This window comes from Streptomyces sp. NPDC005878 (genome assembly GCF_040629815.1).
GTDB lineage: Bacteria > Actinomycetota > Actinomycetes > Streptomycetales > Streptomycetaceae > Streptomyces.
In genome coordinates this window covers 42,268-54,090 of record NZ_JBEXWK010000021.1, presented here as the reverse complement: position 1 = coordinate 54,090, position 11,823 = coordinate 42,268, and the positions used below count along the sequence as shown (strand labels likewise).

Here is an 11,823-nt window from a genome sequence, read left to right as displayed (position 1 = left end):
GGGTCTGACATGACCACTGTGCCGACGGCCTTGCACCGTGACGGCGCGCCGTCTCGTCTGGGTTTGCTGCGACGCGCGCAGCTGGAGTGGGTCCTGCGAGGTGTAGCGGGCGAGAAGCGGATCGCTCTCTACGTTCTGGTCGGCTCCCGACAGGATCCCGCTCCACGTCTCGCCGACGCGCAGGCCCTCGCGACCCGACGGGGCTGGACGGTCGCGGACCGCACCTTCGACGTCACGGGACCGACCGACCCGGCCACACGACCCCAGCTCGCCCGGCTGCTCGCCGCGGCCCGGCGCCGGGAGATCCACGGCATCCTCGCCGCCTCCCGGGTCGACATCAGCGACGACGACAGGGAGTACGAGGCAATGCTCGACCAGATCCGAACCCTGGGCGCCGGACTCGCCCTCGCGCGCGAGGAGAACGTCCTGTGACCCCACCGAGCACGCACGCCGCCGCCGTGACGACACAGAGCCCGCAGTCGAACCCTCCCCCCGAACACCTCGACCTGCCCGTCATCAAGACAGGCAGGAAGCTCACCGGCTCCGCGCGAGAGGAGTTCGCGAAGAAGGTCGTGGCCGCCTACCACACCCCAGGCCGCGCGGTCACCATCCGGGAGATCTGCGAGAAAACCAACCGGTCCTACGGCGCCATCCACTCCCTCCTGAGCGAGGCCGGGGCCACCAAGCGTGGGCCCCGCACCCCCGGCACGAAAGAGCAGGCGAGCTCGTGAACGAGCCCCACCAGCCCGAACCGCGCTATCCAACGGTCGCGGAGGACCTGCTGAACCGCGCGCAGCGCGCCAAGGAGCACTGGCGCACACCCGGCGCCGAACGCCTCGGCATGACACCTGACGCGCTGGCGGCCATCGCCCAGACCCAGCACGACAACACTGTCGGCCTGAAGCGGGTCGTCGAACGGCTCGGGCAGTGGCCGGGTCGCAGCACCGTGGGGGCGGACGCCTGCCAGGCCGCCGTGGACATCGCGGTACACAGCGATCACAACCCGGCGTTCCAGCGGACGTTGCTTGGCCTGCTGCAGAAAGCCGTGAAAGCCGGTGACGCCACCAGCGCCCAGCTCGCCCACCTGCACGACCGCTGTCTCGTCAACGCCGGGCAGGCGCAGCTGTACGGAACCCAGCACTGGTACGGCCCCAACGGGCTCCTCGGACCGCACCCGATCGCCGATCCGGCTCAGCTCGACACCCGCCGGGCCGGCGCGGGCCTGCCGCCGTACACCGAACAGGCCCGACATCTGCGCGAGCGGCATGGGCCGATCGCCTCCTTATCCGCTCCCGTTGCGGTCGAGCCCGCTCCTGCTCCCGACCGGCGCGCGGCGTGACCGCCCCACCACCCGACCAAGGAGATGACCACTTGTCCCTTGCAGAGCCCACCCTCGACGTCGAAATTCGCATCGTGTGTTGGAACGTCGAGCACAACGGCCGTGGCCGGAACGGAGGGGAAGACCACCGCGACCTGGCCCGCGACATCCTCGCCTCCATCAGACCGCACGTCGTGCTGCGCCAGGAGCTGACCGGCGCGTGGGACCGCGGGAAGGCGGACCTGTACGCCGAGGCCAACCGGCTAGGCGGCCTCACGCCGTTCATGGCCGCGCCGCGGGAAGGACGTAGCCGGAACCCGGTCGGCGTGATGGTCGATCCCACCAAGTTCTTCGTCGACGGCGAGTTCGAGCACGACATGCCGTGGAAGCCAATCTGCAATCCACGCGTGCGCCTCAAAGGCTGCGCGAAGCCGATCGACCTCGCGTCGGCGCACCTGTGCCACTTCGACCCGGACCTGCGCGCGACCGAGGCGCGGCGGCTCACCACCCTCGCCGACAACTCCCGCAGCGCCCTCGTGGGGATGGACGCCAACAGCTACCCCCACCAGGCGGAGCTGGAGTCCGTGGCGCTCCCGGACTGGGATACGGTCGAGGACCGCGTGCACTACCAGCACCGCACCATCGAGCGCGCTGGCAGGCGTGTCTCGGACACCCGACCGGACGAGATCCTCTCCGGCGGCGACCCCGTCTTCATCGACCTCGGACTGCACGCCGCCGCGGCCTTGGGCCAGACCGGCGCGCTCGCGGCGACGGCGAGCCTGAAGCGCACCGACCAGGGACCCGCCCAGCGCATCGACCGCATGTACTGCACCCCCGACCTCGCGCCGGCCCTGACCGCCTTCGAGGTCCTGGCGACCGACGACGTCCGGGCGGTCTCCGACCACGCCCTACTCCTCGCGCGGTTCGACCTCGACGTCCTCCGCCGAGTCCTCACCCCCACCCGCTGACACCTCTACCTCTGGAGAGAATCCGTGCTCATCAACGCGGCGATCTGCAATTTCGAAAACAACGGCGGCGGCGACCGCGCACTGTGGCAGCGGATGCACGACCGGCTCGCGTCGCTCGAGCTGCATCTGCTCCTGCGGCAGGAGGTGTGGAACGCGCAGGACAACGGCAACGAGCTCGCGGACGCGGCCGAAGCCATGCTCGGCATGGCCGGACTGATCGGCCCGGAGTGCTGCACGGCCCTCTACCACGACCCGGACCTCTTCACCCCGGTCGGCGAGTTCCCCAAGACCGGCCCGATGTGGGTCCTCCCGCCGACCGTGCGCAGCCTGCAGCTCGCCGGTACGACCCCCAGCGCGGTCCCGCTGATCGTCGGCTCATACCACCTCAACTACGGCTCCACCACCACGCGCCTGGCGGAAGCCGAGCGGCTGACCCAGTGGAACGACAGGTGGGTCAAAGTCGACGGCCGACGCGTCCACCACCCGGCGCTCCTCGGCGGCGACAACAACAGCTACCCGGTGCCCGGGGCCCCCGGGGACCCGGCCCTGCCTGTCCTGAAGGAGATCCGAGACGAGCCCCACCGGGCGCACCGCTCCTATATCGGGCCGGACGGCCTGCGCCGGATGGACGACCGGCCGGACGACACCCTGCGCACCGCCGGCCTCCACGACGTCGCCCGCCACCTCGCCACCACCATGGGCGTCACCGCCGCGGTCGCGCCGACGGTCGACGCCTGCGACACCCACGGGCCGGACGCGCGCATCGACCGGATCTACGCCAGCGCGGAGCTCCTGCCCGCCGTCCGCGAGGTCGAGGCCATCGACATGACGGGCCTTTCCGACCACCACACGGTCGTGGTGCGCCTGGACCGGGACACCCTCACCGACATCCTCAACCACCCGATCACCCGGGCGTGAGCGACGTGATCGGGCCGCAAGAGGCGGAACGGCAACGCCGGCTGGAGGAAGAGCGATGACGCCCGCCCCCGTACCGGGGGCCGGGCCCGGATCCCGGACCGAAAACACCCTGCGCGACGTCACCATTCACGGACCGACCATCCAGGCAGGCAGCATCAGCGGCGGCGTCCACTTCCATCAGACCCCGCTCGGCCCGCCCACCCCGTGGCAGGTCAGACCCGTGCCCGCATCCTTCACGGACCGCACCGAGGACCTGCAGAGCCTCGCTGCGTGGATCCGCGGCAGATCGCCGTACGTCCGCGTGGTAGCCGTCCACGGTCCGCCCGGAGTCGGCAAGAGCACCCTGGCCCAGCGCCTCCTGGACGAACTGCGCGACGAGTACCCCGGCGGACAGCTCTACGTCGACCTGCGGGGGTACGACCCGGCGGGCCCGGCACGGCTGGACGAAACCCTCGGCCAGCTACTGCGCTCGCTGTACGGCGGTGATCTGCCCTCCGGGACGGAGGAGCGTGCCGCGTGGTGGAGGTCGGTGACGGCCGAGCGCTCCCGCCGACCGGTCGCCGTGCTAGTGGACAACGCCGTCCATGCGGATCAGGTACGCACACTGCTGCCCGGCGGGCGCGAACACCTGCTCGTGGTCACCAGCCGGACGCCGCTGACCGAGCTCGGCCGCGATGGAGCCCTCCACCATCACCTTCAGCCGTTCTCTTCCGCCGCCGCCCACGAGTACCTGGCGGCCGTGGCCGGCGAGCACCGCATCGCGGGCGACCGGCGGGCCGCGCACGCCATCGCTTCTCTGGCCGCCGGGCTTCCCCTCTCCCTCGCCCTGGCAGGGACCGCACTGGCCTCCCACCCCGACCGCTCCCTGGCCGAGCTGGCCACCGCACTGACACACAGGCGCCAGCAGATCCTCGTCTCGACACACGGCCTAACCCCCTTCGGAGTCGCCATGAACAGCTCACTGAACGAGGCCTACTGGGGCCTGCCCCGCCCGAGCGCCCGCGTCTTCCGCAGCATGGGCCACCTCTTCCCCTACGACCTGGATGCCGCCGTGACCGCCGCCATCTGCGACCTCCCCCTGGAGAAGGCCGAAGAGGAGCTGGCCGCACTCGCGGGTGCCGGCCTCCTGGTCACGGTGCGCGAGGACGCGACTCGGGGCACGGTGTACGGCTTCCACGACGAGGTCCGCGCGTACGCCCGGCACCGTGCGGTGGCCGAGGCGACGGACGGTGAACTCGACGAACAGACCCGCCGCGGACTGGACTTCTACCTGGCCACCATCACCGCGGCCGAGCGCTTGTTGACAGACACCCACCGCCGCCTGGCCCGCGACTACCGCTTCGAACCCGACGCGCCCGCGCCGTTCACCGGCAAGGACGGAGCGGCCGCGTGGCTCCATGCCCAGAGCGACAACCTGCTGCCCGCCGTCCGCACCGCGGCGGCGGCCGGTCTCCCCCAGACCACCTGGCAACTGGTCCACGCACTGTGGGCCTACCTCCGCCTCACCCACGACCATGCCCTCTGGTTCGAGGCGCACGAACTCGGCTTCATGGCCGCGCGCGAGTGCGGTGACCGGCTCGCCGAGCAGGAGATGCTGAACACCTGGGGCGTCGGCCTGCGCGGCGACAGCCAGTTCGAGGCCGCCGTCGAGCGATTCGAGCAGGTACTGCAGATCGCCCGTGCCAGCGGCGACCGGCGAAGCGAGGCGCAGGCCCTGCACGAGATCGGCGCCACCTACCTGGCCGCCGACCGCATGGACGCCGCCCGCGCGCCGCTCGAACAGGGCCTCGCCCTACGCCATATCCTCCGCACTGAGGCCACCGACCCGCACGAACAACGCACGTACACCCGCGCGGTCGCCCTCAGCGACACCGCCCTCGGGCAGGTGGCCATCAGCCTCGGTGACACTGCCGGAGCCATCACCCGACTCACCTCCGCGCGCACGACGCTCCTCGACATCCAGGACGCCCTCGATGCGGCCCGAGCCCTGGCCTGGCTCGCACGCGCGCACGCCTTGTCCGGCGACCTCGAAGCCGCCGAACGCGAAGGACGACAGGCCGTCACCGAGTGCACCGCAGTCCACTCCCCGCGCTGGACCGCCCGCAGTCTCGAACTCCTCGGCCGCACCTTGCAAGACGCCGGCCGAAGCGACCAGGCCCGCGCCGTGTTCGAGCAGTCGCTCCGGGTCTACACATCCATCAGCCCACGCGACGCCGACCGTGTCCGCCGCCTGCTCCCGCCATCCCTGACCTCCCCTGAGTAAAGGGAACGAAGGCATCTCCGTTATGAGAGAAAATCCCCGCCTGTTCCTCCCCACCGCTCACTGCATGCCCCAGCTCGCTGGGGAGGGCGTTGCGATGTCTGATCCGCGGGTCGTCGCCGTGCGGGTCGCCGATTGTGGTGAGCCGCTTGTGTCTCTACGCGACGACGACCGGTTCTTGATCGACGAGCGCAAGGCCACCGCCACCGAGACGTTTGCCATGATTCGCTCAGGCCTGGTCGACCAACTATGGATGGCTGAGAAGTACCTGCGCGAGCGCGGCCGTCGACTACGCGTCGTCGAGTGCTACCGGCCACCGGCCCAGCAGAGCCAATACTTCCAGAAGGAGATGTCGCGGCTGGCTGGCCTACATCCGGAATTGACGTCCAATCAGCTCATCGAGCAGGCCGGCCGGTACGTTTCTCCGCCCTGGGTCGCTCCGCACAGCTGCGGCGGCGCGGTCGATGTCACCCTCGCATCCCTGGACGGAACCGAGCTGGACATCGGCTACCGGATCAACACCGCACCCCAAAGACCCGGAGAAATGTCATTCCTGGATGCCCATGCCCTTAACGAGGAGGCACGCGCCAACAGAATGCTGCTGCTTGCGGCTATGGCCCACGGCGGTTGGGTGCCTCATTGGTACGAGAGCTGGCATTTCGAGATCGGCACGAGGTTCGCGGCACTGATGTCCGACCTGGACAAATCCGTGTACGGAGTGATAACCGATCCACATGCGGAATCTTTGGGACTATCCGACTGAACGTCAGAGGCGTCCATGCCAGGCCACGCTCCCGCTGCCCCGAAAGGAACTGCGGCCGAGTACCTGCGCGGAGCCAGCCGATACTGGACCAGTTGCCGAGAGCAATGCGCGGGCTTGCCAAGAACACCGGGCGCGTATGACCTCGCCTGTTCACGGCTGGCGCAGGGCGCCAGCCCGCATCCTGCCTGCGGGCAACCATCAAAGTGCGCCCCGCAGCCACTGATCGTGTTCCGCTGCGAGAAGCTCCTCGTCAACGCGTTCTTGGCGCAGTGACTCCACCCATGCCGCGACGAGCCCGCCGAAAACATCAAGATTCTCGGGACTCATCTTTTCGTCAACTGAGAATAGTGCAATCAGCTCGGCTGCGGCCGAGTTTCGGCGAGAGCACTGGGGGCATAACAAGGTCTCGCGAATGCCTGGGACATCATTTCCGGTTTGATTTTTCCACGAGTGCCTGTACTGGACGAGAAGTAGCCCAGGAGTGCCGCAGGCCAGACAGTCCGACACATCAGCGATCTTGACGAATAGCTCATCATGACTGGTGAGGACAGGAGCCCTTGCAGTCCGATTTGCGTCTGTCACGCCACACCTTGCCAAGCATCCGGCCCGAACGTGCCCTTGATATCGGAGGCCAGCGAGGCAGCGTCGACTTGCGCTGCCAAGGCAAAGACAGTCGTCTTCTGCGGGCCACGGACAGACAGGTGGACAGGGCTGTCGCCGGGGTGCGCGTGCAGGATGCGTTTCAGGTCCGCGACAGTCTGGTCGGAGACACGATGAAGGGGAAGCGCTAGGCGCACGGGGGGTTTTCCGCCGTGCTCGGCGCTAGATACGTCCAAGACCGAGAGCTCCCTACCGAAGATATTCAGGGTGCCGTCTCGGTCCTCGATCTTTCCCTTGACTGAAATGACGTTGTCTTCAGTCAGAGCGTGAGCAACGAGTTGGTAGACGGCGGGGAAGAAGAGCACCTCAATGGACCCTGTAGGGTCTGCGAGGTTGGCGATGGCCCAGTTGTTTCCCTGCTTGGTCATCTTCCGCTGGACGCCGGTGATCAGGCCGGCAAGCTGAACGTCTCCTTGGGTCCGTCCGGAGGCCAAGAGCTCAGCGATCGTGGTGTCCCTGGCCCCGGAGAGGATGTGCTCGGCACCGTCCAGGGGATGCGCTGACACGTACAGGCCCAGCATCTCCCGCTCGGTGGCGAGAAGTTGCCGGCGTGGCCATTCCTGTTCGTCGACAGGGAAGTCGAGCCCGAACCCGGCCCCAGCGTCTTCGGCTTCACTGCCTCCCAGCCCGGCGAACAGATCGTCTTGCCCGTAGGAGGCCGCCTTCTTGACGGGCACGACGGCGTCGATAGCGTCCTCGTGGATCGCACACAGGCCGCGTCGGGAGTGGCCGAGGGAGTCGAAGGCGCCGGCTTTGATCAGTGACTCGATGGCCCGCTTGTTCAGGGCCGGGAGGTCACATTTGTCGAGCATGTCCGTGAACGAGGAGAACTTCCCCTTGGACCGGCGTGCGGCGACGATGGCCTCGATCACCGCGTCGCCGACGTTGCGGACGGCTCGCATGCCGAAGCGCACGTCGTCGCCGATGGCTGTGAACTCTGCGGTCGACTCGTTGACGTCAGGCTGCAGGACACGGACGCCGTTCGCGCGTGCATCGGCCAGGTAGACGGCTGCCTTGTCCTTGTCGTCTCCGACCGAGGTCAGCAGCGCGGCCATGTACTCGGCGGGGTAGTTGGCCTTGAGGTATGCCGTCCAGTAGGAAACCAGGCCGTAGCCTGCGGTGTGGGACTTGTTGAATGCGTAGCCGGAGAACGGCAGCATGACGTCCCAGATGGCTTTGATCGCCTCTTCTGAGTAGCCATTGCTCTTCATGCCGCCCGCGAACTTGTCCCACTCGGCGGCCAGGACCTCAGGCTTCTTCTTACCCATGGCCCTGCGGAGCATGTCGGCCCCGCCCAGGGTGTAGCCGGCGAGTTGCCGGGCGATGGCCATGATCTGCTCTTGGTAGACCAGCAGGTGGTGGGTGGAGCCCAGGATCGGGTCGAGAGCGTCCTTCAGGTCCGGGTGGATTGGAGCGGGTTCCTGCTTGCCGCTCTGCCGAAGTGCGTAGTTGGTGTGGGCGTTGGCGGCCATCGGGCCGGGCCGGTAGAGCGCGAGCGCTACGGCGATGTCCTCGAATCGGGTGGGCTGCATCAGCTTCAGCAGCGCGCGCATGCCGCCGCCGTCGAGCTGGAAGACGCCGAATGTGTTGCCGTCGGACAGGAGCTGGTAGGTCTTGGTGTCGTCCAAGGGGATGACGACTGTCTCTGGGTCGCCGTCCATCGGATCCACTGTCGCCAGCTTGATTCCGCGGTTTTCCCGGATGTTCTGGATCGCCTGATCGATGACACCGAGGTTCCGCAGCCCCAGGAAGTCCATCTTGACCAGCCCCATGTTTTCGCAACTGGGGTAGTCGAACCCTGTGATCTTCACGCCGTCCGAGGCGCGCATATGCAGGGGGATGCGATCCGTCAGGCGGGTCTTGGAGAGGATCACTGCGGCGGCGTGCACGCCAGTGCCGCGCATCAGGCCTTCGACACCCTTGGCGGTGTCCATGACCCTCTTCACATCAGGTTCGTTCTCGTACAGCGCCCGGATCTCCCCGGCCTCGCCGTACCGTGGGTGCTCGGGGTCCCAGATGCCCGACAGGGTGATGGTCTTGCCTTGCTGGTCCGGGGGCAGAGCCTTCACGATCCGCTCACCATGGGAGAACGGGTAGCCGAGGATGCGGGAGGAATCCTTGATCGCGTTCTTCGCCTTGATCCGGCCGAAGGTGTTGACCATGGCGGTGTACGCGTCACCGTACTTCTCGGTGACGTACCGGACCATCCGGTCGCGCTGGCGGTCGTCGAAGTCGAGGTCGACGTCCGGCGGGTTGATGCGCTCAGGGTTGAGGAACCGCTCGAACAGGAGGCCGTGTTCGAGGGGGCACAGTTCGGTGATTCGAGTGGCGTAGGCGACGATGGATCCGGTTGCGGATCCACGGCCCGGCCCAACCGGAATTCCGTTGTCGCGCGCGTACTTGCAGATGTCTGCGACGACGAGGAAGTACGAGGAGAAGCCCATCGGACCGATGATCTTCATCTCGGTCTCGAAGCGTTCCATTACGTGGTCGGGGATTGGGTCTCCATAGCGCATGGCGAGCCCTTTGAGCACGTCCTTGCGCAGATACTCCTCCTGTGTCATCCCTTCAGGGACGTCAGGAAACTGCGGCATTTCATCGACGTTGTCGAATACATCGTCATATGAGCCGATGCGCTCGGCGATCTGCAAGGTGTTATCGCAGGCTTCCGGCAGTTCCGAGAACAGCTCACGCATCTCGGCCGCAGTCTTGAGGTAGTAGCCCGTTCCTTGGAATTTGAATCGGTTGGGGTCGTCCTTGTTTTTACCCACTCCGATGCAGAGGAGGTTATCGTGCGCCTCCGCGTCGGTCGGATGGACGTAGTGTGCGTCGTTGGTTGCCAGCAAGGGAATTTTCAGTTCCTTTGCAAGGCGAAGCAGTCCGTCTCGCACCTCACGTTCGATGGACAGGCCGTGGTCCATCAACTCGAGGAAGTAGTTGTCCTTGCCGAAGATGTCCTGGTACGCACCAGCGGTCTCGCGCGCTTCCTCGTACTGCCCCAGACGCAGGCGGGTCTGGATGGCACCCGACGGGCAGCCAGTGGTGGCGATGATCCCTTGGGGGTGCTCGCTGATCAGCTCCATGTCCATGCGCGGCTTGCCGGCAGGGAACTGGCCCGTGTAGGAGGCCTCAGTGGAGAGGTAGAAGAGGTTTCGGAGGCCTTGGACGTTTTCCGCCCACATGGTCATGTGAGTAAAGCGACCACCGCCTGATACGTCCTTTGAACCCTCACCGTCATCGCTCATCGCGCGCCGGCCACCAGGTCCCCAGAACTCCTGCTTCTTATGCCTTCGCGATGAAGGGGCGACATATGCCTCAATGCCGATAATGGGCTTTACGTCGCCGAACCCTTTAGCTACTGACTGAAATTCGTAAGCCCCGAACATGTTGCCGTGATCGCTCATAGCGATTGCCGGCATCCCTTGGCGAGCCACTTCCTCGAACATGGGCTTCATTCGCTGCGCTCCGTCGAGCATCGAGTACTCGGTGTGATTGTGCAGGTGAACGAAGCTGCTACTCACGGTGGGGTGGCTCCCTTGCGCATTGACTGGCCCGAGCAAGGGTCCCAAGCCTAGCGGGATTTGGTGATCCGTCAGGCGCGACGCACACATCCGCATGCCTCGAAGCCGCCACGCCTGTTGACACGGTGATCATGAAAAAGTCGGGTAGGGCCGCTCCGGCCTGGGGGGATGCCGGCGACACCGTTCCATCGGCGCCCCAGCGGCCGATCGGGCGCCCCGTAGCCGCCGCTCACATTGCGCCCTAATTCCGATTTGCTAGATAATGCGACCATGTGCGTCTTTGGCCGCAGCGTCCGCATCTAGGAAGGCAACCGTGCCCCGTTCCACCGCCGACTCATCCGCGCCGCCGACGCCACGATGGGACTTGCCGCACCATGCAGGCGCGGTCCGTCATCTACGGCTGGCCGTGGCGCAGAGCAACGTCCCGGAGGACCCAGCCAACCCTGCGCTTCTTCGGGCGAGCGGGGCGCAGATTCGCTCGTTGATGCGTGATGCCGCCGTCTCTGGAGTCAGGCTGGTCCAGTTCCCCGAGGGGGCGATCGTCTACCCCGACCCGGATGCCATGCCGACTGGTGACCTTGGGAGGGCGAGCTGGGCGGGGGCAGCCTGGGATGTCATTGGCGAAGAGGAAGAGTCGATCCGGTTGTTGGCCGGCGAACTCGGCGTGTGGGTGGCGTTCGGCACCATCCGTCCTCTGCCTGCAGCCGCGGCCCCACGGAACTCCTTGTTGGTCGTGTCCGACCGGGGAGAGATTGTTGCCAGGTACGACAAGCGGATTCTCTCCCACACCGAGGCCACCCGCCTGTACTCCCCCGGCAGTAAGCCGGTGGTGTTCGAGGTCGACGGGCTGAGGATTGGCTGCGCGCTGTGTATCGAGGCGAACTTTCCCGAGCTGTTTGACCAGTACGAGGCGCTTGATGTGGACGTGGTCCTGCTGTCGGTGATGGTGGACGACGCCGCCCGCGCCGTCGTCGCCCAGGCATACGGAACGCTCTTCAACTACTGGATCGGCTACTCGGTGCCCGCGCAGTTCGGCCGCACGGCCCCCGCTGGGATCATCGGTCCGGGAGGCCGGTGGCTTGCCCGTTGCCCGGCAGCGGATCGTCCAGGGCTGGCCGTCATGGACCTTGACCTGGACGCCTCAGACCATGACATCACTGTCGGCCTGCGGCTGGCCCGGCCTTGGCGGCGGCTGGCACGCGCGCAGAGCCGCGGGGCCGGGCTGTTCGACTGAGTTCCTGCTTCCGTGCCCGCTAGAAGAACCGAGAGACACACGCCGTACAGGATGGGCCGCCCCACAGGTGCTGTAGCGCCGAGGCGTCGCGCGCCAGTGGACGGTATCGAGAGGGCAGCTGTGAATGGGCCCGTCGGTAACGCAGACCGCGGCTCCGGCCGCGATGCAGGGGACGGACCGA

The 11,823-nt window shown here is 66.9% G+C and carries 10 protein-coding genes; 8 read left to right on the top strand and 2 right to left on the bottom strand.

What is annotated here, in order from left to right; translation table 11 throughout:
* Positions 1–63: 63 nt before the first annotated feature.
* The 7 genes from ABZ404_RS26810 to ABZ404_RS26780 all read left to right on the top strand — a co-directional run bounded on the left by ABZ404_RS26810 (position 64) and on the right by ABZ404_RS26780 (position 6,227).
* Complete coding sequence (locus tag ABZ404_RS26810; RefSeq protein WP_358832727.1) at positions 64–432, top strand: recombinase family protein; 369 nt, start codon at positions 64–66, stop codon at positions 430–432.
* Positions 429–731: a helix-turn-helix domain-containing protein gene (locus ABZ404_RS26805; RefSeq protein ID WP_358832728.1), complete on the top strand. Its 303-nt coding sequence runs from the start codon at positions 429–431 to the stop codon at positions 729–731. The genes ABZ404_RS26810 and ABZ404_RS26805 overlap by 4 nt, the downstream gene beginning before the upstream one ends.
* A complete protein-coding gene (locus tag ABZ404_RS26800) occupies positions 728–1,339 on the top strand; it encodes a DUF6624 domain-containing protein (protein ID WP_358832729.1) in 612 nt (203 codons plus the stop codon). The genes ABZ404_RS26805 and ABZ404_RS26800 overlap by 4 nt, the downstream gene beginning before the upstream one ends.
* A 32-nt stretch (positions 1,340–1,371) precedes the next feature.
* A complete protein-coding gene (locus tag ABZ404_RS26795; protein WP_358832730.1) occupies positions 1,372–2,286 on the top strand; it encodes an endonuclease/exonuclease/phosphatase family protein in 915 nt (304 codons plus the stop codon).
* Positions 2,287–2,310: 24 nt separating this feature from the next.
* Positions 2,311–3,204: an endonuclease/exonuclease/phosphatase family protein gene (locus ABZ404_RS26790; RefSeq protein ID WP_358832731.1), complete on the top strand. Its 894-nt coding sequence runs from the start codon at positions 2,311–2,313 to the stop codon at positions 3,202–3,204.
* Positions 3,205–3,259: 55 nt separating this feature from the next.
* Positions 3,260–5,467 (top strand): tetratricopeptide repeat protein, encoded by a 2,208-nt coding sequence (locus tag ABZ404_RS26785; RefSeq protein ID WP_358832732.1) that lies wholly within the window; start codon positions 3,260–3,262, stop codon positions 5,465–5,467.
* 94 nt (positions 5,468–5,561) lie between these two features.
* The gene (locus ABZ404_RS26780) at positions 5,562–6,227 is read left to right on the top strand and encodes a M15 family metallopeptidase (protein ID WP_358832733.1); all 666 of its coding nucleotides are present in this window, start codon (positions 5,562–5,564) and stop codon (positions 6,225–6,227) included.
* Between the two features lie 198 nt (positions 6,228–6,425).
* Here ABZ404_RS26780 and ABZ404_RS26775 read toward each other — a convergent pair whose 3' ends face one another.
* Both ABZ404_RS26775 and dnaE read right to left on the bottom strand, forming a co-directional pair.
* Positions 6,426–6,734 carry a DUF6300 family protein gene (locus ABZ404_RS26775; protein WP_358990993.1) on the bottom strand — a complete coding sequence of 103 codons (309 nt, stop codon included), beginning with the start codon at positions 6,732–6,734 and terminating at the stop codon, positions 6,426–6,428.
* Between the two features lie 71 nt (positions 6,735–6,805).
* The gene (dnaE, locus tag ABZ404_RS26770) at positions 6,806–10,408 is read right to left on the bottom strand and encodes a DNA polymerase III subunit alpha (RefSeq protein WP_358832735.1); all 3,603 of its coding nucleotides are present in this window, start codon (positions 10,406–10,408) and stop codon (positions 6,806–6,808) included.
* Between the two features lie 406 nt (positions 10,409–10,814).
* Between dnaE and ABZ404_RS26765 the strand changes: the two genes are divergently transcribed.
* On the top strand, positions 10,815–11,642 hold the full coding sequence (locus ABZ404_RS26765) for a carbon-nitrogen hydrolase family protein (protein ID WP_358832736.1): 828 nt from the start codon (positions 10,815–10,817) through the stop codon (positions 11,640–11,642).
* Positions 11,643–11,823 lie beyond the last annotated feature (181 nt).

Excerpts from the sequence above, each read along its gene's own strand:
- ABZ404_RS26785 (WP_358832732.1), top strand. The coding sequence starts at position 3,260 with ATGACGCCCGCCCCCGTACCGGGGGCCGGGCCCGGATCCCGGACCGAA.
- ABZ404_RS26780 (WP_358832733.1), top strand. The coding sequence starts at position 5,562 with ATGTCTGATCCGCGGGTCGTCGCCGTGCGGGTCGCCGATTGTGGTGAG.